The sequence below is a fragment of the Salisaeta longa DSM 21114 genome (assembly GCF_000419585.1).
Classification (GTDB): domain Bacteria; phylum Bacteroidota; class Rhodothermia; order Rhodothermales; family Salinibacteraceae; genus Salisaeta; species Salisaeta longa.
In genome coordinates, this window is the sequence record NZ_ATTH01000001.1 from 1,411,363 (window position 1) to 1,430,810 (window position 19,448).

Sequence of the window (19,448 nt, forward strand, 5' to 3'; positions counted from 1 at the left end):
GCGGCCTGGCCGGCGGCAACCCCGAGGAAACCGACTGCTTTCCGAAGGGTCGTGCCGGTGCAACGACGGTAGGCGAGCATGTGCAATGCACACGGGATCCGTAGAGGCCATACGCACCACGCCTGCAACGGCGAAGAGATGGTCCATCCGCAACGCTCCCTGCGAGTGGTGACGAAAGTCACACGGCGGACGCTAATCCGGAGGTCGCAGGTTCGAATCCTGCCGGGCGTGCGGGCACCGATGCGTTCTGTCATGCTTGCGCTGTCTTCACACGGACCGCCGCGCATGGTTGGAACAGTCGATGCAGGGCAGCATCCAACACAACCCTCCATTTTTGTGGTGACGTGGCCGAGGGGTTAGGCAGAGGCCTGCAAAGCCTCCTACGGCGGTTCGAATCCGCCCGTCACCTCCATAAGCCCCACACTTGATGGCATTCAAGGGTGGGGTTTCCTTTTGCTGGCTGCCGTAGATGTCTGCCGTGCCGTTGCATGCATGCTCGCTCGGCCTACGCGGCGCGCCACCAGTACCATCCCGTCAGGCGTACGGCCTTTACGGCCAACCAGCGGCGCCACGGCGTGACCCCTTGCACCTTGAGGATGCGTCCGAAGAAGCGATCGGCGTTGCGACGGGTGACGCGGGCACGATACGGCTGCCAGGTCCCATCGTCGAAGATCAGCAGCTGCCCGTCCGGATCGTCCGGCGGGATGAGCCCCTGCCGGTCGTAGAGCCAGTCGTGCGGGGCACTGGCCGTGAGCGTTTCCACCGGACTCACCAGCGCCCATGCCCACCGCGGCACGCTCGGTGCAAACGGATACCCCTCGCGCAAGATGACGCGCCATCGTTCCCCTTCCGCCCGCCAGGTGTACACCCATCGCTCGCGCAGTTCCCACCGGTTGCCCCCGCCGGGGCGCTGGCCAAGCGACGGGTAGAGGTTGTTCTTCATCAGAGCGCGCTCCGGCAGATGCTTCGGCAAGCTGTATGACTTAACGCGGCGGCTGCCATACGTAGCGCAGCGCAATGGGGCCGCCGTCTTGTAGGTTTATCGCATCGGCTACGGCGCGCGAGACGTCCATGACCCGGTCGCGCTGCAGCGGGCCGCGGTCGGCAATGCGGACGAAGGCGTGGGCGTCGTTGGCCGACACCAGCACGAGACTGCCCAGGGGCAGGGTGCGGTGGCTCCCCACAAACGCCGATGGCTGATACGGCTGCCCGCTCGCCATCAGACGTCCAGCATATGCCGCCGGGTAGATCGCCGCCGCACCGGTGGTGTCGGGCGGCGCGAGCGTACCGCGCGGGGGCCGCTGCGCCGGGCGCCCCGGAATGATGAGCCGCTGTCCCGCCCGCACCGCAGTCGTGTCCAGGGCGTTTGCCGTCTGCAAAACCCGCGTGCTCACGCCGTATTGCCCAGCGATGGCGTACAGCGTCTCGTCCGGCTGCACCAAGTGCGTGGGCCGCGCAAAACGCGGGGGAAGCCGCAGGGTGTCGCCAACACCCAACGGCGCGACGTCTGTGAGCATGCGCAGCGTATCCACCGTCGTGCCCAGCCATAGGGCCACGTTGACGAGCGTGTCGCCGGGCCGTAGCACGTAGCGGCCGTACGGCTTGGGCTCGGGGCGCGCCAGCGGCTCCAGCGCCGGACTAGCTGTTGCGGGCGGCACCAGGCGCAGGCGCTGTCCAATCGACAGCACCGCGGTATCGAGGTTATTCCACCGCTGCAGCGCGGCCACCGAGAGGTTGTACTGCCGCGCAATGCTGTACAAGGTATCGCCCTTTTTCACCACGTACACCGTATCCGTAGCCGTCGTGTCGGCACGCCCCTGAGCATGCGTGACGCTACCGGACGTAGCCACGACAAGGAGTACAATCCACGCAGCACACCTCCACAGGCAGAAGGTGCAGCGTCGGGCGCGCGCGTCAATCAAAGCCCACCCCCTGCGCCTGCAACAGCGCGTCTTGCAGCTCCGAGAGGTCTTTGGTTTGCTTCTGCGCACGCGCATGCTCAATCCCCTGCTCATAGGTGGCGATGGCATCCTCGGTACGGCCCATGCGCTCGTACAACTTGCCCAGGTGGTAGTAGGTGCCCACGTAGCCCGGGTCGGTGGCCACGAGGTCTTCGAAGTAGGCCAGCGCGCGCTCGGGCGCATCCTGCTTCAGGTGCTCCTGTGCCAGGGCAAACCGCGTAAACGTGTCGTCCGGGTCTTCGGCCAAAAAGGCTTCAAGTTGTTCGATGCGATCCATGGGTGCAATGCTTGTGTGTGCTGAATCCGATGAAGGTGTGCTACCAATCGCCGCCCGCGCCCCCACCACCGAAGCCGCCGCCACCGAAGCCGCCAAAGCCACCGCCGCCGCCAAGGCCGCCCCCGCCCGATCCGCCGCCGAAGCCGCCGCCCCAAAAGATGATGGGCACATCCATGTCGCGGTGCCGGTGCTTGCCCCGCTTGCCGCCGCCCTTGCCGCCCCGGCGCTTGTTGGTAAACACAAAGTAGAGAATAATGAGCACCGTAAAGATGAGGCCGGGTGGAAGGTCGAAGCCGTCCCCTGCGGCGTCCTCTGTTGCCGAGGCCGTGTACGTACCGGCCGCCGCCTGGATGATGGCATCGGTGGCCCGGTCGAGGCCCGCGTAAAACTGCCCCTCCCGAAAGGATGGGGTAAGGATGGTGCGCACGATGCGGTTGGCAATGGCATCGGGCAGCACGCCCTCCATCCCGTAGCCCGTCGCAATGAACACCTTTCGCTCCTCGCGGGCCACCAGCAGCACCACCCCGTTGTCTTGTCCCGCCTGCCCCACGCCCCACTGCCGCCCGATGGCGGTCGCGTAATCGGCAATGGCCTGCCCGTCCAGCGTGGGCACCGTAACCACCGCAATCTGGGTGGACGTGGTGTCGGCATAGCGGCGGAGCTTCGCCTCCAGACGCTGCGCCTCCGTAGCACTCAGAAAGTTGCCCTGATCGACGACGAGTCGGTTATCGGACGGAATGACGTCGGCAAGTTGTGCCTGAGCCTGCACTTGCATCGTGCTCCCCCCAACCAGGAGGAGGCACAGCACAAGCCAGCGAAGCACGGGGGGCAGACGTTTCATAACAGACGAAGTACGATCAACAAGACGCGCCATGAACGAGCCGGTCAATGGGGAAGTTCGGTGCGAGCACTACAGCGCTTCAAAGCGCCAGCCGGCCGCGGTCAGCGTTTCCAGCATGCGCTTGAGCGCGGGGAGGGCCACTTGGTCACAGATGGGATTGTCGTGCAGCACAATCACCGATCCGGGCCGAACGGTCCGCTCCACGAAACGGGCCACACCGTCCGCCGTCGCGGTTTTGAGGAAGTCGCCCGGCATCACGTCCCACAGCACCATGCGTTGGCGGTGCGTGGCACACCACTGCCGCATCGGTCCGGTAAGGTGGCCGTAGGGCGGACGCATGTGGCGCACCCGCGCACCGATGCAGTCTTCAATGACCCGCGTCGTCCGCACCAACTCGCCGGCCACCCGCTCGTGGGGCGTGCGCCACGCATCGGGATGGGTGTAGGTGTGGTTGCCGAGCGTATGCCCCGCCGCGTGCAAATCACGTACGAGCGCCGGATGCGCCTCGGCATGGCGTCCAACCAAAAAGCACGTAGCTTTTGCCTCGTAGCGCGCCAACAGATCGAGCAGCTTCGGGGTGATGTCGGGCGTAGGGCCGTCATCGAACGTGAGATAGGCGACACGCTCGCGGTCATCGGTGCGCCACAGCACATCCGGAAAGAAACGATGCACCAGGCGCAGGCCGTGCGTGGCCAGGGGCGGAATGAGAAAGCGCATGCAGCACGTAACAAGTCGAGACAAATGCGTGGGACGGATGTACGTGTGCGTACGCACACAAGTTACGAACGGCCCACCGTCCCAATGAGCTGGTACCACAAAGCATTTGCCCACGGATTGGCCCGGGGCGACGACGCGCAGCATCGCATCTACGGTGCGCGGAAACGCGAACTGCTTGGCCCCTTGCGCGGCACGGTGGTGGAAATTGGGCCCGGCACAGGACTCAACTTCCGCTACCTTTCGCCCAACATCACGTGGATCGGCCTGGAGCCCAACCCGCACATGCATTCGTTCATACGGCGTGCAGCGGCGGCCCGCGGGGTATCGGACCTCGACCTGCGCCCGGCGCCGCTGGAGACGGCCCTGCTGCCCGATGGCACCGCAGACGCCGTGGTGAGCACGCTGGTACTATGCTCGGTGCCCGATGTCGACGACGCCCTGCGGCGCATTCACCGATGGTTACGACCCGGCGGGCGGCTCGTGTTCATCGAGCATGTGATTGCGCCCGAACGTACCGCGCAGCGGCTGGTGCAGCGCGGCCTACGGCCCTGCTGGTCGTGCCTCGCCGACGGCTGCCACCCCGACCGCGACACGGCGGCCGCGCTTCATCGCAGCCCATTTGCCAAGGTCGCCATCGAACGCTTCAACGCCCCGCTGCCCGTGGTGCGCCCACACATTGCCGGGCACGCCATTGCCTGAAACCATCACTTGCGCACGGCCCTACACATCGCCCGCTTGCGGCCGCAGGATCAGCTCCTCGAGCACCGTGCGGTCCGACAGCCGGTACGCGTCAACCACCGACTGCGCAACATCCTCGGGCGGCATAAAGCGGTCCTCGGGCAGGTCGATGCCTTCCCACGTGGGCGTGTACGTAGCGCCCGGGATGACCGTCGTCACGCGCACGCCGTCCTCTTTCGTTTCCTCGCGCACCACCCGGGCAAAGCCGCGCAGTCCGTGCTTCGCGGCGCAGTAGCCGGCATTGCCCGGATACGCCTGGATGGACGCCACCGAGCCGGTAAAAAAGATGTGGCCACGACCGGCAGCGCGCAACGCGGGCAGAAACTGCTGCGTGACGACAAACGCAGACGTCAGGTTGACGTCGATCTGATCGCGGAAGCCGTCGGCGGTGAGCTCGTCGAGGGGCGCGTAGGTGAACGCGCCGGCGTTGTTCACGAGCACATGCGGCGCGCCCCAGGTGTCGTGCACGCGCTCGGCCATCGCCGCGACGGCCGCGTCATCCGTCACGTCGCAGGGGCACACCAGCGCCTCGGCGCCTTCGGCCCGGCACGCCTCGGCGACGGCCTCCAGCTTGTGGGTCGTGCGGGCCACGAGCGCCACGCGGGCGTCGGGCAGCGTGGCAAAGGCTTCGGCGATGGCTTGGCCAATGCCGTGGCTGGCACCGGTAACGACAACAATCATAGAATATGGGCGGTGAGCAGTTAGCAGCAATCGGCGGGCGCCGGCGCATCAAGGGTCGTCCAAAACGACAGGAACGCCCCGCGCTGTTCATCAATGGCCGGACGGTTTAGGCAGTAACAGGAGCGCGGCCCGTCCGCAGTCACACGCACGAGGCCCGCTTCCACCAAACTTTTCAGGTGCCGCGAGACCGTGGCCTGCGCCAGCGGCAGCTCCTCGACCACGTCGCCACAGATGCACTCGCCGCGCTCGGCGAGCAACCGCAAGATGTGCAGCCGCGCCGGATGCGCAAGCACCTTGGCCTGCGCCGCAAGGGCGCGCACGTCTGCTGGAAATTGATTGGAAGAAGAAGGCATGTTAACAGCCGTATAACGAAGGCGTAGGGCATGGCATTCGATGAAACCCGCCGGCAGATGTTTCTACAGCCGCAACGGCCCCGCGCGTGTCGCTAGCAGTGGACGTCGTCAACAAATGGTTACGCACGTTGCCGCAGAGATCACAGGTTATAAAAAACCGCAGCGGCCGTGCAGCAGTTGTTCGTGTACGGTATATCTCATGCACTCCCTGCCACAGACGCCAATAACTTGTATGAAAACCCTCTCGTTCAGCAACGGCGACGAACTGCCCATCATTGGACTTGGCACCTGGAAGTCGGACCCCGGCAAGGTGCAGCGCGCCGTGCAGGTTGCCCTGGAAGCCGGCTACCGGCACATCGACTGTGCGGCCATTTACGGCAACGAGGCAGAAGTGGGCGCCGGGTTGCAAGCGGCCATCGACGCCGGCACCGTGGCCCGCGACGACGTGTGGATCACCTCGAAGCTCTGGAACGACGCCCACGCCCCGTCGGACGTGCGCCCCGCCCTGGAGGACACGCTGGACGATCTTCAGCTTGACTACCTCGATCTGTACCTGATGCACTGGCCCGTAGCGCTGGCGCCTGGCACCGGCATGCCCTCGGGCCCCGAGGACTTCCGGTCGCTCGATGAGCACCCCATCGCGGAGACGTGGGCGGCGATGGAGGATCTTGTAGACGCGGGCCTCGTGCGCCACATTGGCGTCTCGAACTTCAAGGTGGAGCGCCTGGAAGCATTGGTTGACGCGGCCGACCACGCGCCCGAGATGAATCAGATTGAGCTGCACCCGTACCTGCAGCAGCCCGAGATGCTGGAAGCCGCCGACGCGCTGGGCGTTCACCTCACCGCCTACTCGCCCCTCGGCTCCTCAGACCGCCCCGAGGCCATGAAGGCCGACGACGAGCCGGTGCTGATGGACGACCCAACGATTGCCGAGATTGCCGAGCGGCACGAGGCGACCCCGGCGCAGGTGCTGATCCGCTGGGCCATCGAGCGCGGCACGGCCGTCATTCCGAAGTCGGTAACGCCCGAGTACATCCGCCAGAACCTGGCCGCGGCCGAGCTCTCGCTGACGGAGGACGACATGGAGCAGATCGCCGCACTCAATCGCGGGCGGCGGTATGTGGACGGCTCGTTCTGGGCGATGGAGGGCAGCCCCTACACGATGGAAGACCTGTGGGGCTAGCCGCATCGGCCGAGGCCCACATCGCATGTTGCGTATGTCGCGGCGCGCCGCCGCTTCTCAGATCCGAGGGGCGGCGGCGCTGCATGTTGCGCCTGTAATTTACGCGGGCGGTCGGAAGCCTCCACGAACCTGTTTCACCACAGACTGCGAGAAGTCCTTGTCTAGAATCTCCAGGCAGGTGGGCTACGCTATCTTTTGAAGAATAAAGCTTTCCTACTTTCTTTCTCCATAAATTCGCCCAAGACCACGATTTGTGCCCCCCGACGGTTACCACGATTGCCTTCAGGTAGCATCAAGCGCATCTCCCTACATCTCGTCGAGTGCATCTGTTGTAATTTGGCATTATCCCATTACAATCAGAGCCAAGACGATAGTTGTGACTCCAACAATCAGAATCAGAAGCGTCCGGTGCTGTTTTTCTATCTGCTCTGACAATTCTCTCACTTGTTCTTCGTGCTTATTGAGGCTTTCTTGAAGAGCGTCGGTCCGCTGTCGGTTGTCGCGAAGCCCTTGTTGTGCTTCGTCTCGAAGCGTTGACACTTTCTTAATGAGGGTCTCGTTCTCCTTCTCCAACTGATCTGCGCGCCTGCTGGTCGTCTTTTGGCCATCATGTAACCCTTGTCGGGTTTCGCTTCTCAGCGCTGACACCTCTTGACCCAGTGCCTCTTTGAGCTTCTGAAGCTGTTCTGCCTGCTCGTTTGCATGTTCCCGGTTGTCCTTCGTTACACGGCGCATCTTTGCGTCGAGGCTCTTTTCGACTTCACCGATGAGCCCTCGAACTGTCTTGAACAGATCGTCCAGATGCTGCTCATTCGACGCTCCTGTCCTTTCCAGTGCCGCATCAATCGCCGCCTCCAGGTCGTCAAGTTGGGTCTCGTGTCGCGACTGAATCGTTTCCTGAAACCCACGAAGTGATTCGGCAGCCTCCTGAAGCGCTTTCGACCGCTGCTCCAGCTTCTTGATGCTTTTGTCGGTGGCAGCTTGCAATCGAGGCACGAACGCTTCCAGCGCCTCCGCAATGTCCGAAACGCGCTCCGCCAATTCCTCGGTTGCCGAGGCGTTCTGGTCGATCTTATCAGTGGCAGACTTCAGCCGCTGGAGTTCGTCAACCAGGTCTTCGAAATGACGTTGTGTTTGGGTGATTTCCATTGGGATTACAGAATGTCAAGGGTTTCATTGAGCGTGGCGAGACGTTTGGCCGTTCGTTCGACCAGAAGCGCATTCCGTTTGGGACGGAGGGAACGCTCGATGTCTGGGCTTATCTTGCGAAGGTGCTCATGGAAGTGCTGAATTGTGTCGAGAACATCGGTCCAAGCGACGGACGGCTTTCGCGCGAAGGAACGAAAGCCCTGCTGGTAGGCGTCGAGTGCCTCCTCGGAGGGCTTGACCGCCTTGCTGTCGTTGTTTGTGGAGTTGTCGTCGTATTGAACCGAGTTAAGGACAAGAATGCTGAAGGCATTCAAGACGTCAAGGACGGCGTTCTGTCCTCTTAGGCTCGTCTGCAACCGGGCACAGGCGCCTCGAAGATGCTTGGCATTGTCAATCTGTCCACCCATCTCATCGGGCGGGTTGAAGACATAGTTGATGTAGGTGCGGGCAATTTCGGGAGATTCGATTTTCCCCATATCAAGCGCTGCGGGCAAGTACTTATCCCGAGCGTACTTCGAGGTGAAGTAGTACACGATGCTGTCGCGAAAGTGCTGCTCGCCCTGCTCGATGGCCTCACGACAAAGGGTATCCATATACTTGATCGACTGCTCCCGCTTTTGTTTAATCTCATCATACACAAACTCCGTTTGCGCCCAAAGACAGCGCCGGATCATCGAATCCGTGATGGGCGAATCCGTATCAGGCGGCTCTATTTCCGAGGCTTCCATCTGGCGCAGCCGTTCGTTGGTGCTTTCCTCTCCCAGGTAGCGTCGGAAATACGTTTCAAGGGACCTACGGTATTCCGAGTCCGGCTTTCCCTGAAACCGTACGTTGTAGACTGACGCTGCGTAGTCAATGTCGTAATCGTCGATGATCCCGAGAATAGAAAGCCGGTAGAGCGCGCGCTCCGTGTCGTTTGGGTTGCGGATCTTTAGGTAGTTGGCACGGAGAAACGCCGCCGTCTCTTCATCTAAGGAAAGAGATCGTTCCAGGTCGCGTACGTCGAAGTACCTCTCGTACTGAAAGTGAAGGCGTCCAGTAAACTCATCTTCGCTGTGGCTGAAGTTGTAGGCGGCTCGGACGACTTCATCTTTGATTTCGTACGATTTGCCTCCCTTGAGCGCTCCGATTTCCTCCAGACGCTTTGTCATCTCCTGAACGGTATTGCTGGTGAAGCCCACCCTGAGTTCGTGCGTCTGCCTGTTTTCTTGCTCTCGCAGGACGCGAAGGATGCCAGGGGCCTGCACGCGGGTCAGAAAGTCGACGTAGGTGTCGGTGTCGGATTCTTCCTGGATGACCGTTCGGACACATTCAAGGATGTTCTGCGCCGTTTGAGGATCGGCGTTCTGCGGATACCTTCTCGGTTTAAACTGGGAAAGGTCCCGAAGATGAAGGCAACCGTAACAGACACGGTCGGCTTTTGTATCGCGCCACTTGCCGTTGACGTACAACAAGAACGGATCGGTGCCGCCCTCGGTGGGAAAGAGATTGAGGCGAACGTACGTATCGGATTGATCTCGGACTTTCTGCTCAACCAACCGGAGAAAGAACCGGTCTTCGTATCGAACCTCTTCCAGCAGTTCGGTGAGAATTTCTTTCTCGCGGGCAATGCCCTTAAACGAGTTTCGGTGGAAGTCCCGATTCATCTCAATGTCCCGCGGATGGTACAGGATGCCGCAGAGAGCCGGTTGCCCATCGCGCCCGGCGCGTCCGGCCTCTTGGTAGAAGTTCTCCACGGAGCCGGGCGTGCTGTAGTGCAGCGTAAACCGCAGGTTGGGTTTATCAATACCCATCCCAAAGGCCTTCGTGGCGATCATCAGGTTTGCGCGATCCTGGAGGAAGAGGCGTTGGTTATCCTGCGATTCTTTTGCCGTCTTCTGCACAACCGGTTGTTTGACCGTGTCGTCGTCTTGCCTCCCAAAGAATGTCACAATCTCAAGGCTGTCGATCCGGTCCACCAGACCTCTCCTTCCTTTTTTTCCATTGCGCAGAGCCAACACGCCATTTGCGAGGGTGGGTGACTTCGTTGGACAGAAAACGATCCCAGCGTTCGGATACGTTCCGGCACCATCCGTCCCGAAAAACGTGTCGACATCCGGCGGCAGGTGATCCTCCGAGTCTGGATTGAGCTTATGCAGTTCGGCCGGCACCGAGCGGATGAACTTCTCCGCTGCCTCGTACTTTGGCCCGCCCAACCTGCGTTCTCGCCTGTAGAACGGAAGACCTTCTCCAACGTCCGCGTCAATCGGAAGAATACGGAAGTGAAGTTCTTCGCGGTCAATCGCTTCGGCGGGAAGTGTGATGATGGCATCTTCCCCCACGCGAAGCTCCCGCTGCACGTCGGCCAGCACGTCGAACGACGCTGTTGCCGTTAGCCCGAAAAGAGGCAAACAGGCAGTGCTTTCATCTCCTTCGTCGCCTGTGGCAGAACCGGATGCTGAGCCTGAGCAGTACCGCTGTAGATTGCTTGCCAGATGCAGGTACACGTGGCGGAAGTCGTGGCCCCACTCCGAGACACAGTGTGCTTCATCTACAACGCCGCAGGAAAATCGGACGCCATTGCGCTGGCTGTTCTCAAACATCGCTCGGTAGCGAGGCATCTGCAGACGCTCAGGAGCAATGAACAGAAAGCCGAGGCGGCCCGCTACTACGTCCTCGCGAACGCGCGTCTTTTCGTCTGTGGAGTAAAACGAGTTGATGAAGTCACTCGCGCTTAAACCTTCTTCACAGAGGGCATCGTACTGGTCTTTCATGAGCGAATTGAGGGGGTCCACGATGACCGTGGTGCCAGGCTGCAACAGGCCACAGAGCTGAAATGTGAGCGACTTTCCTCCTCCTGTAGGAAGCAGTCCGATGACGTCTTTGCCCTGCAACGCACGATTGATGATGGGCAACTGACCTGGGTAAAAGTCCCGCTTTCGGAGTGCGTTTTGCAAGAAGTAGGTCAAAGCCTCTACGCGAGCCTCATCGGTTCGCACAAACTTCTGGAATACGCTATCTTTTTCTTGCCTCCGTTCAACATGCCCAATGGATGGGTATTCAATGCGACGTGCGAACACGCGCCGCTTGGGCCACTGCGGCGCATCGCTCGCTTCTATGTCGTCGGGGTAGGTGAGTGTCAGGCGTAGGGGAGACGATGTAGAGGAGGCATAGGCTTCAGGAGAGGCGCAGGCTTCAGTGCCGGATGCCGTTTTGCATTCCGGTTCGCCTGCCATCTCAGACGCATTCGACGCAGGAAGCGCCCAAGGGCCGCGAATGTCAATATCGGCTTCTCCGGGATCTGAAACAGCGCAGATTTGAATCGTGGAGACGTTTTCGCCATCGCGAAGGGTGGCCAACTGGTGTAGCAGCGTCGTGAGATCGTCGCAGATAAGCCGGGCGATCTCGTCTGCCAATCCTTCGAGATGCACACGCACCTGCTGGCTTCCGTCGCACTCCGTCATGGAGGCTTCCTGCTGGAGCAGCCACCAGACCAGGACAATCTGAATGTGCGCGGCGTGGATGAGGCTTCGATTCAGGCGTAGAAGTTGAAGCGGGCGTTGACCGATGTTTCCCGCTACTTTTGCTAAATCGGCGGATAGGGGAGTGCTTAACGCATCACGGAGCGCCTCAGCATCCACGTCTTCCCAAGGAACCGCATCGATCATGATGCGAATCGTTGGTCCGTCTTCTGAGGACGTAGCACCGGCTTCCGGGATGTAATGATCGAGCATTCCTTCGCTGAGTTGCAGCGACGCCCGAGTAGGGTACCCACGGCAAAGATAGTTGTAGGCAACCGCAAGAGAAGAATCGACCGGATCCGGTGGCGGAGTCCTCCGCAGTTCCGGCACGTAGAACTGTCCGACCCGCTGGTAGAACGCATCCAGAGGATGCGAGTCCACTTCTGAATCGCTTTTGACGTCGCCAAGGTCCTCGGTCTGGCCGATGCGCCCAGCGTCCTCATCATGCTCGTCCTCCGCATCGCCCATCGGGGCATCCGCTTCGTCGTCATCAAGGGTACGGAGGATCGACCGGATCGTATCATCCACCTCATCGATGATGAATGCTTCCTGTGAGGGCAGTCTTTCTTTGACGTCTCTGGAAGAATCGACGTCTGGACCGGCCTCTTTCTCATTGGTTGAGGTCTGATCTATGGCTCCGACCGACGCACCTGCTTTCTCCCATGAGGGACCCGGCTGCTCCGGAGTGAGAACATCTCGCGCTACGAGTTTCCAAAAGCACGAAACGAGTCTCTGAACTGCAGTGCGTGTTCGATGCGTGCTTGACGCGGGCCGGCCTGTGAGTTGTGCATAAAGAGCGATCACGTCGGACGCGCTGTCCTCGTTAGCAGAGAGGAGACCAGCCCCAATGGACGCATGCTTTGTGCACAGCACGGGAACCTGTGCTAAAGGGGTATCCAGGCCAGCGCGGTGAAACTCCGCGAGCAAAATCCCGAGTTGTGCGGGAGCATCGTGGACAACAAGAAGGTCAACATCGCGCAGCCGGTCGTTCAGGCGGGTAAGGATGTCTTTTGGCTTTCTTCCGGCCGATACCGCTTGCTCCATCGTCATTCCGTGAGCCTTTAGGGTGCATTCTGGAAACTCAAATTCATTGGGCGTTACCAGAAAGGCTTTGCCGTCGAGAGACTTCCGGTCGTCTGAGTACGGTTGCCACGCAACTTCCACCAAGTGCGGCCCGTCTTGTAGGTCCTGCCCAAGCGGCACTCCGAACCGGGGGACGCGCGCGGTCGCTTCCGTGGCGAGGAAAAGAATCATGGTCTTCGGTTTCAATCTGCGGCGTACGAAAGGGGCGGCACGTCTATTCCTGCGCGTCTACTGTCCCGGCCCCTTTTCCTGAGTGCGGTTGTGACGTCTGCCCGTCAGGGGCCGCTCCGAAAACCACTGGCGGATCACAGCTTCGGCGGGTTTGCCCTGCGGCGTGTAGTCGATGGCCCGCTCGTCGTAGAACGCCTCATCGTGGCGGTGCCACTTCCACAGGAGGGCGCCCGAAAACCACGGCTCGTTCCATACCGACTGAAAGAACGCTCGGTAGAGACGCGCTTGCAGCTTGGGGGCAGGCGTCATCGTTGCTTGTTCGCCGGACGTCGGCCACGCCCACGGTTGCTGGGCGGCATGAGGCGCGCTCCGGTAGCCGATCTCCGTAAACAGCACCGGTCGACCGTGCGCGCGGGCTTCGACGGCCAGAGCCGCCTTGTAGGGCGTCCATCGACGTTTGAGAGAAGCTACCGAAACGGACCCACGCGCTGCCGCTAGCGGGAAGTATGCCTGAACGCCGATCCGGTCGAGGGCCTCCCAGAACGGGATCTGGCCGAATGTCCCGAAGTTGGCCGCATACGTCAGTTCGCCACTGTAGACGTCGCGCACGTCTGCGATCAATTCGCGCCAGAAGCCGGGATGCGACGCGGCCAACCGGTCGGTTTCGGTGCCAACGCAGAACACGTCCGCCTCCAGCCGTTCGGCCATTCGGGCGTAGTGCATCAGGTGCTCGCGGTACCCGGCTTTCCACTGGTCCCACTCTGGACCCTCTTCAAACGTGATGTTTTGAAGCCAGCCTTTTGTGTCGTCACGGAGCCAGAGTTGAGGTTTGAGTACCAGGTCGATCCCGCGCTTGTCGAGCGCACGGGCAATCGAACGGATGCCCTGATCGTTTTCGGTGGCCCACCCCGATCCGTAGTTGGCCTGAAAGACGGGCGTCTCGGCGTCCTGCTGGAAGATGTAGGGCACAATTGCCACATGACTGATGCCCAGCCGTTCGAGGTGGTCGTACGTGACCGGGCCGGGGCGGTCTTTGGCATCGAGCGTGACGCCCTGAATGCCTGCGGCCGGGGGCGGGTCATCGGCAAACCACGCTTGCACGGGGAGACCAACGGCGAACGAGAGGCCGAGGGCACCGAGCAACAACAGCAGGACCGCACCGAGGATGAACATCGGGATCGTAGTCAGAGAGCGCAGATTCATTGGTAAAAGGCAGATAGAGAGGGAATGGATGCGGAGACAACGGAATGCTACGCACAGGTCCACGTGCGATCAGCGCTTGCTGCCAGCCTTTGCGATCAATAGGTTGCCCATTCACTCCAGTACAGAACGCGCGATCGACTTTTGTGAAAGGCAATCCCGTAAGCGACTTCGTCCTGCTGTGGTCCGGCATCCTCGCCATCAAGATCGGGATCCCCGTATCGGTGCGGCTGGGCTTTGAAAAAGTAGCCGACGTAGTTGGACGCAGACGCACTATCGTTCGCGAACCTCGGAAGACGTAGCGGCGCCTTGCTTGGCTTCACCCCAGATCGATGCTCCAAAACGACGGGTTTGTTGGACGTGGAGTCTCTCCATGTGACCACGTACGCTGCCTTCGGGTCGGCTTCTTGGTAGATCGTCTGTGCTCGCTCCGGCGATACGTCGATCACCAGAAGGATCTGGTGGTGAATGTCAGGGAAATGGTATCGGTACGATCTGAATTGGCGCACCTGCTGTTTGGCAACGGTGGGGGGAAAATGGGCGACTTTTGTCGAGTCGTACCACGCAGCGAGCGTGTCCTCATAGTCTTCGATGTCCGTGGTACGCGTGTAAGCTCCTCCACCGGAGAGAGCAACGTAGAAAACGATCATAGACACCCCCGTCAACGCTACCACAGGCCACACAAAGGCACCGAGAGCCTGACGGGCAACGCCTTTCCATGAGAGACTGCCCCACTTCCGGTAGAGCGTCGCCAGCATCCAGAGGCTGGGGCCAAAGCAAACGAGTGCGGTGCCGACAATGATCGCACCACCAAGAAGCGTATCCATCATGTTGAAACGAAGACCTGTTAACGTTGAAGTGGACTTTGCCGGGAGACGCAATTAGGCGCCTGGAACCTGGATGCGCAACCCGTACCGAGCGACGTGGACTTGCGAGCAGAGGTAGTCATCTACTTTCGAGCACTCGGCAGATGACATCGAGCGTGATGTGACGAGTAAGACTGTTGTAGGCCTTTTTGTTTCATATGAGCTCCTCCCCGCCCCATGCTGAAGCCTACACAGCCACACAGAATGTCGCTGCGCGCCGCCGCTTCTCAGATCCGAGGGGCGGCGGCGCTACATGTTGCGCCTGTAATTTACGCGGGTAATTTACGCGGGCGGCGGGTCGGTGCGGTACAAGCCCTCCACCACAAGCATGTGCGGCAGCGTAAGCACGCTAATCAGGATGAACAGCAGCGCAATCATCCGGTGCTGCAGGCCAAACGACTGGGTGACGGCGTAGAGCACGCCAAGGCCAACAAATGACAGCAGCGTGTACAAAGCCGCCTTCTGGTAAAAGCCGCGGAGCGTCGTGGGCCCTTGGCGCGTTCGAAAGAAACGTAGCAGCTCCAGGATGTGCCCCAGCGAGTGCCAGAGTCCAAAGTAGACGGCAAACGCGACCAGCGGGTGCACCACCACAAATAGCGCCGTGAGCACCGCCGTATTGAGGCCTTCGCGCCACCCGCCGGCGGGCGCGTTCAGCGCTGCCGCGAAGCCCAACACCACAACGTGCTGCGCCACGAGTACCACGAGCGTGGTCGTCTGGTACGTGGTGCAGAGCGCCCACTGGGCCGGGTGCAGCCCCGCGAGGGCCGCGAAGATCGGATCGACGAGCGCCGGATGCGCGGCCACCGGCAGGCCCACCAAGAGCGCCCCGCGCGACAGGTACAGTGCCACGTCGAGGCCCCGCGGCGCCCGCCAGTACGCCAGGTCGGCCTGCCCAAAGTGGTACATGGTGAGCAGAAAGAACAGCGCCAGCGCAGCCACCGGCGCCACATACCACACCGCCCCGTACGCCGCCATCAGCGCCGCGTAGGTGCCATAAAACGCCACGTGGCCCTTCCACGAACCACCCGTATCAAACAGGCGAGCGGCCACCAAGTGATCGACCGCCCCGTGCGGAATGCCGGTAAGCACCAGCGCGGCCCCAAGCAGCGCGAGCGTCAAGCCATTCAGCACAAACGGCTGCCACAGCGCCCACAGCGTAACAGCTAACGTACACGCAAGCACCCCCGCATACACCGGTGTAGCACGCAGCGAAATCGATTCATCAGCAGACATGGCGTTCTTTCAGAGCCTTCAAGAAATCATGGGCTGCTCGTAGTATAGCAGGCACGGCGCCCGCTTCCAACCGCAGTGACAAGCAAATTACAGCCGCCACAGCGCCCGCGAAGCCGCCTCCTCACGAACACGCGGCTGCACGGCGCGTTGCAGCGTAGAGATTCACAATACTGAACCAAATAGCACAGCACCGTGGCACAAGCGAAGAAAGGAGACGAAGTCTTGGTGCACTACACCGGACGGCTCGAAGACGGCAACGTGTTCGACGAGTCGCAAGACGAGCCCCTGCGCTTTACGATAGGCGAGCAACGGGTTATTCCGGGCTTTGAAGAGGCCGTGACCGGCATGGAACCCGGTGATTCGAAGACGACAGAAATCCCGCCGAAGGAGGCCTACGGGGAGCACCGCGAGGACATGGTGATGGAGCTGGAGCGCGAGCAGCTGCCCGACGACCTGGAGCCCGAGGTTGGCGCGCAGCTTACGCTGCGCCTTGAAGACGGCCGTCAGGTGCCGGTGTTTATCGCGGCCCTCGGCGAAGAGTCCGTTACCATCGACGCGAACCATCCGCTCGCCGGACGCACCCTCACCTTCGATCTGGAGCTGGTTGACATTGCTTCCAACGGTGAAAGCAGCGATGGCGAATCGAACATCATCACGCCGTGAGTCCTTCCCCTGCGTGATGCGACATGAGCCTCTGCATCCTTCCGGTGCAGGGGCTTTTTTGTATGATGCTGCACGGCTACGCCCCTCGGAATCTTTTGTGCGGGTTGCTTCGTGCACGTCGCGTACCGCTTGTTCATCCAACCCCACGCAACGCTTATGCCTACGATGGAATCTACGCCGGTTGACAAAAGCCAGCGCCTCTACAACTTTTCCGCCGGTCCGGCAGCGCTTCCAGAAGACGTGCTCCTTGAGGCCCGCGAAGAGCTTCCCGTGTACGACCACGTGGGCGCGTCGGTTATGGAAATCAGCCACCGCTCGGCGGCCTACGACGAAATTGAGGCCGGCGCCCGCGCCCACATCCGGGCCTTGCTCGACCTCGACGACGACTGGCACATCCTCTTCCTGCAGGGCGGCGCGTCGATGCAGTTCTACCAGGTGCCGCTCAACTTCTTGCCCGAAGACGGCGTGGCCGACTACGTCATCACCGGGCGCTGGGGCACGAAGGCCATTAAAGAGGCGAAGCGCGTGGGCACCGCGCATGTGGCCGCCTCCAGCGAGGACGATAACTTTAGCCACATCCCGGCTCAGGAGACGTGGGACCTGCACCCCGACGCGGCCTACGTGCACATCACCACCAACGAAACGGTAAACGGCAACCAGTACGGCTTCGACCCGCAGCTCGACGTGCCCGTCGTCACCGACGCCTCCAGCGAGTTCCTGAGCCGCCCGATGAACCTCGACAGCTACGGCCTCATCTACGCCGGTGCGCAGAAAAACATCGGCCCGGCCGGCGTCACCATCGTGCTCGTCCACGACGACTTTTTGCAGCGGCGCAAGCAGCCCCTGCCCACCATGCTCGACTACGGCACCCACGCCGAACGCCGCTTCAACACGCCGCCGGTGTTTCCCATCTACATGGTGGAGAAGGTGGGCCGCTGGCTGCTCGACCAGGGCGGACTCGACGCCATTGCCGCGCTGAACGAGCGGAAGGCGCAAAAGCTGTACGACCGCCTCGACCGCAACGACTTTTACCGCGGCACGGTCGACGAAGGTGCCCGCTCGCGCATGAACGTCACCTTCCGCCTGCACGATGCCGACCTCGAACCGGTCTTCATCAAAGAAGCGTCCGCTGAAGGGCTCATGAGCCTGAAGGGCCATCGCAGCGTAGGCGGCATGCGCGCGTCCATTTACAACGCCATGCCCGAGGACGGCGTGGATGCCCTGGTGGCATTCATGGATGAATTTGAGCGCACCCACGGCTGATCGACACGCAACTTCGACGATGGTGTAAGGGGCATTGCAATCCAATGTCCCTTCACTATTTTATAGGCACGGTGCAGCCATTGCCTGCGCCGCCCGTGCCCCTTGCAACGAGCCCCCCGTGTCATGGCAACCACCCTTGGCGTGCCCCGCGAAACCGCAGACGGCGAAACGCGCGTCGCCCTCACGCCCACCGTGGCGGAGCGGCTCATGGCGCAGCATGGCGTGCAGGTGGTGGTGGAAGAAGGGGCAGGGGCTGCGGCCTTTCATGACGACGCGGCCTACACCGAGGCCGGGGCGACCGTCACCGATCGTGCGGGCGTGCTGGACGCCGATGTGCTGGCTACCGTAGCGCCCACCGACGCCCTGCTCGATGCGCTGCGGCCCGCGCACACCCTGGTCGGATTTCTCGCGCCCCTCGAACACCCGCAGCGCGCGCAGCGCCTGGCCGATGCCGGCGTTACGAGCCTGGCCATGGAGCTCGTGCCGCGCATCTCGCGGGCGCAGAAGATGGATGCGCTCTCGGCCATGAGCTCCTTGGGCGGCTACCGCGCCGCACTGATCGCGGCCCACGCGTTGCCCAAGTTCTTTCCGCTTCTCACCACCGCCGCGGGCACCATCCGACCGGCCCGCGTGCTCGTGTTGGGCGCTGGCGTCGCCGGCCTGCAGGCCATTGCCACCGCCAAGCGGCTGGGCGCCAAGGTGTTTGGCTACGACATTCGCGACGCCACGCGCGAGGAGGTGGAAAGCCTGGGCGCAACGTTCGTCGAGCTTTCGCTCGACACCGAGGGATCGCAAGACGAAGGCGGCTACGCAAGGGCCCTCGAAAAGGCCAAGCAAGAGCGCCAGCCCGAGCTCCTCAAGCCGCACGTGGCCGAGGCCGACGTCGTCATTACCACCGCGCTCATCCCCGGCCGCCCGGCGCCCGTCCTCATCAACGAGGCGGCGGTGGACGCCATGGAGCCCGGCAGCGTCATCGTAGACCTCGCCGCGCCGAACGGCGGCAACTGCGTGCACACCGAAGCCAACACCACCCGCACCGTTCACGACGTGCACATCTTCGGCCCCACCAACCTGCCGGCCGACATGCCGGTGCACGCCAGTCAGCTGTACAGCAAGACGGTGGCGGCCCTCATCGAAGAATTTCTGGACGACGACGGGGCGTTTGTGCCGGCCCCCGACGACGATGTGTTTGCCGGAGCCTGCCTGACCCACGACGGCGCCGTGCAGAACGACCGCGTGCGCGATCTGCTGAATCAATCATCTGAGGCGTAACCTGCCATGCTTGCCAACATCATTCACTTTGTGCTCTCGGCCTTCTTGGGCTCCGAGATCCTGAGCAAAGTCCCGCAAACGCTGCATACCCCGCTCATGTCGGGCGCCAACGCCATCAGCGGCATCTCCATCGTGGGCGCGCTCGTGGCCGCCGGCATGACCGAAAGTCCGTGGGCGCAATGGCTGGGCTTTGCCGCGCTCGTCATGGCCACCATCAACGTGGTGGGGGGCTTCCTCGTCACCGACCGCATGCTGGAGATGTTCGTCAAGAAGAAGAAAGCGCCCCCCGCTGCATAG

18 protein-coding genes and 1 tRNA gene are annotated in these 19,448 nt (G+C 61.8%); 7 read left to right on the forward strand and 12 right to left on the reverse strand.

Annotated elements, in window-relative coordinates:
• The first annotated feature begins 338 nt into the window (after positions 1–338).
• Positions 339–412: transfer RNA gene (locus SALLO_RS0105745), tRNA-Cys, on the forward strand.
• Between the two features lie 93 nt (positions 413–505).
• On the opposite strand, the gene SALLO_RS0105750 is transcribed toward SALLO_RS0105745, so the two are convergent.
• From SALLO_RS0105750 to SALLO_RS0105770, 5 genes are all read right to left on the reverse strand, one after another.
• The gene (locus tag SALLO_RS0105750) at positions 506–943 is read right to left on the reverse strand and encodes a DUF1353 domain-containing protein (RefSeq protein ID WP_022835365.1); all 438 of its coding nucleotides are present in this window, start codon (positions 941–943) and stop codon (positions 506–508) included.
• A gap of 40 nt (positions 944–983) precedes the next feature.
• Positions 984–1,850 carry a LysM peptidoglycan-binding domain-containing protein gene (locus SALLO_RS0105755; protein ID WP_228702780.1) on the reverse strand — a complete coding sequence of 289 codons (867 nt, stop codon included), beginning with the start codon at positions 1,848–1,850 and terminating at the stop codon, positions 984–986.
• A gap of 64 nt (positions 1,851–1,914) precedes the next feature.
• Complete coding sequence (locus SALLO_RS0105760) at positions 1,915–2,238, reverse strand: tetratricopeptide repeat protein (RefSeq protein ID WP_028566951.1); 324 nt, start codon at positions 2,236–2,238, stop codon at positions 1,915–1,917.
• A gap of 40 nt (positions 2,239–2,278) precedes the next feature.
• Complete coding sequence (locus SALLO_RS0105765; RefSeq protein WP_028566952.1) at positions 2,279–3,079, reverse strand: TPM domain-containing protein; 801 nt, start codon at positions 3,077–3,079, stop codon at positions 2,279–2,281.
• Positions 3,080–3,148: 69 nt separating this feature from the next.
• The gene (locus tag SALLO_RS0105770; RefSeq protein ID WP_022835369.1) at positions 3,149–3,796 is read right to left on the reverse strand and encodes a polysaccharide deacetylase family protein; all 648 of its coding nucleotides are present in this window, start codon (positions 3,794–3,796) and stop codon (positions 3,149–3,151) included.
• Between the two features lie 84 nt (positions 3,797–3,880).
• Between SALLO_RS0105770 and SALLO_RS0105775 the strand changes: the two genes are divergently transcribed.
• Positions 3,881–4,495, forward strand: a complete 615-nt coding sequence (locus SALLO_RS0105775; RefSeq protein ID WP_022835370.1) for a class I SAM-dependent methyltransferase — start codon at positions 3,881–3,883, stop codon at positions 4,493–4,495.
• 21 nt (positions 4,496–4,516) lie between these two features.
• Here the strand turns inward: SALLO_RS0105775 and SALLO_RS0105780 are convergent, their stop codons facing one another.
• On the reverse strand, positions 4,517–5,215 hold the full coding sequence (locus SALLO_RS0105780; RefSeq protein WP_022835371.1) for an SDR family oxidoreductase: 699 nt from the start codon (positions 5,213–5,215) through the stop codon (positions 4,517–4,519).
• A gap of 20 nt (positions 5,216–5,235) precedes the next feature.
• Positions 5,236–5,568, reverse strand: a complete 333-nt coding sequence (locus SALLO_RS0105785) for an ArsR/SmtB family transcription factor (protein WP_022835372.1) — start codon at positions 5,566–5,568, stop codon at positions 5,236–5,238.
• Between the two features lie 232 nt (positions 5,569–5,800).
• Between SALLO_RS0105785 and SALLO_RS0105790 the strand changes: the two genes are divergently transcribed.
• The gene (locus SALLO_RS0105790) at positions 5,801–6,751 is read left to right on the forward strand and encodes an aldo/keto reductase (protein WP_022835373.1); all 951 of its coding nucleotides are present in this window, start codon (positions 5,801–5,803) and stop codon (positions 6,749–6,751) included.
• A 342-nt stretch (positions 6,752–7,093) separates the two neighbouring features.
• On the opposite strand, the gene SALLO_RS0105795 is transcribed toward SALLO_RS0105790, so the two are convergent.
• From SALLO_RS0105795 to SALLO_RS0105815, 5 genes are all read right to left on the reverse strand, one after another.
• On the reverse strand, positions 7,094–7,900 hold the full coding sequence (locus tag SALLO_RS0105795; protein WP_022835374.1) for a coiled-coil domain-containing protein: 807 nt from the start codon (positions 7,898–7,900) through the stop codon (positions 7,094–7,096).
• 5 nt (positions 7,901–7,905) lie between these two features.
• Positions 7,906–12,654, reverse strand: coding sequence for a DEAD/DEAH box helicase (locus SALLO_RS18615; protein ID WP_022835375.1), 4,749 nt, complete (start codon positions 12,652–12,654; stop codon positions 7,906–7,908).
• Positions 12,655–12,711: 57 nt separating this feature from the next.
• Complete coding sequence (locus SALLO_RS15555) at positions 12,712–13,857, reverse strand: glycoside hydrolase family 113 (RefSeq protein WP_157621290.1); 1,146 nt, start codon at positions 13,855–13,857, stop codon at positions 12,712–12,714.
• A 95-nt stretch (positions 13,858–13,952) separates the two neighbouring features.
• Positions 13,953–14,684, reverse strand: a complete 732-nt coding sequence (locus tag SALLO_RS0105810) for a hypothetical protein (RefSeq protein WP_022835377.1) — start codon at positions 14,682–14,684, stop codon at positions 13,953–13,955.
• Positions 14,685–15,002: 318 nt separating this feature from the next.
• Positions 15,003–15,953: a Brp/Blh family beta-carotene 15,15'-dioxygenase gene (locus SALLO_RS0105815; RefSeq protein ID WP_022835378.1), complete on the reverse strand. Its 951-nt coding sequence runs from the start codon at positions 15,951–15,953 to the stop codon at positions 15,003–15,005.
• Between the two features lie 192 nt (positions 15,954–16,145).
• Between SALLO_RS0105815 and SALLO_RS15560 the strand changes: the two genes are divergently transcribed.
• From SALLO_RS15560 to SALLO_RS0105835, 4 genes are all read left to right on the forward strand, one after another.
• Positions 16,146–16,616 carry an FKBP-type peptidyl-prolyl cis-trans isomerase gene (locus tag SALLO_RS15560; protein ID WP_022835379.1) on the forward strand — a complete coding sequence of 157 codons (471 nt, stop codon included), beginning with the start codon at positions 16,146–16,148 and terminating at the stop codon, positions 16,614–16,616.
• A gap of 156 nt (positions 16,617–16,772) precedes the next feature.
• Entirely contained in the window at positions 16,773–17,879 is a 1,107-nt protein-coding gene (gene serC, locus SALLO_RS0105825) for a 3-phosphoserine/phosphohydroxythreonine transaminase (protein WP_040605727.1), read from the forward strand.
• 123 nt (positions 17,880–18,002) lie between these two features.
• Positions 18,003–19,151, forward strand: coding sequence for an NAD(P) transhydrogenase subunit alpha (locus SALLO_RS0105830; RefSeq protein WP_022835381.1), 1,149 nt, complete (start codon positions 18,003–18,005; stop codon positions 19,149–19,151).
• Between the two features lie 6 nt (positions 19,152–19,157).
• On the forward strand, positions 19,158–19,448 hold the full coding sequence (locus SALLO_RS0105835; protein WP_022835382.1) for an NAD(P) transhydrogenase subunit alpha: 291 nt from the start codon (positions 19,158–19,160) through the stop codon (positions 19,446–19,448).

Excerpts from the sequence above, each read along its gene's own strand:
- SALLO_RS0105750 (WP_022835365.1), bottom strand. The coding sequence starts at position 943 with ATGAAGAACAACCTCTACCCGTCGCTTGGCCAGCGCCCCGGCGGGGGC.
- SALLO_RS0105760 (WP_028566951.1), bottom strand. The coding sequence starts at position 2,238 with ATGGATCGCATCGAACAACTTGAAGCCTTTTTGGCCGAAGACCCGGAC.
- SALLO_RS0105765 (WP_028566952.1), bottom strand. The coding sequence starts at position 3,079 with ATGAAACGTCTGCCCCCCGTGCTTCGCTGGCTTGTGCTGTGCCTCCTC.
- SALLO_RS0105770 (WP_022835369.1), bottom strand. The coding sequence starts at position 3,796 with ATGCGCTTTCTCATTCCGCCCCTGGCCACGCACGGCCTGCGCCTGGTG.
- SALLO_RS0105775 (WP_022835370.1), top strand. The coding sequence starts at position 3,881 with ATGAGCTGGTACCACAAAGCATTTGCCCACGGATTGGCCCGGGGCGAC.
- SALLO_RS0105780 (WP_022835371.1), bottom strand. The coding sequence starts at position 5,215 with ATGATTGTTGTCGTTACCGGTGCCAGCCACGGCATTGGCCAAGCCATC.
- SALLO_RS0105785 (WP_022835372.1), bottom strand. The coding sequence starts at position 5,568 with ATGCCTTCTTCTTCCAATCAATTTCCAGCAGACGTGCGCGCCCTTGCG.
- SALLO_RS0105790 (WP_022835373.1), top strand. The coding sequence starts at position 5,801 with ATGAAAACCCTCTCGTTCAGCAACGGCGACGAACTGCCCATCATTGGA.
- SALLO_RS0105795 (WP_022835374.1), bottom strand. The coding sequence starts at position 7,900 with ATGGAAATCACCCAAACACAACGTCATTTCGAAGACCTGGTTGACGAA.
- SALLO_RS18615 (WP_022835375.1), bottom strand. The coding sequence starts at position 12,654 with ATGATTCTTTTCCTCGCCACGGAAGCGACCGCGCGCGTCCCCCGGTTC.
- SALLO_RS15555 (WP_157621290.1), bottom strand. The coding sequence starts at position 13,857 with ATGAATCTGCGCTCTCTGACTACGATCCCGATGTTCATCCTCGGTGCG.
- SALLO_RS0105810 (WP_022835377.1), bottom strand. The coding sequence starts at position 14,684 with ATGATGGATACGCTTCTTGGTGGTGCGATCATTGTCGGCACCGCACTC.
- SALLO_RS0105815 (WP_022835378.1), bottom strand. The coding sequence starts at position 15,953 with ATGTCTGCTGATGAATCGATTTCGCTGCGTGCTACACCGGTGTATGCG.
- serC (WP_040605727.1), top strand. The coding sequence starts at position 16,773 with ATGCCTACGATGGAATCTACGCCGGTTGACAAAAGCCAGCGCCTCTAC.
- SALLO_RS0105830 (WP_022835381.1), top strand. The coding sequence starts at position 18,003 with ATGGCAACCACCCTTGGCGTGCCCCGCGAAACCGCAGACGGCGAAACG.
- SALLO_RS0105835 (WP_022835382.1), top strand. The coding sequence starts at position 19,158 with ATGCTTGCCAACATCATTCACTTTGTGCTCTCGGCCTTCTTGGGCTCC.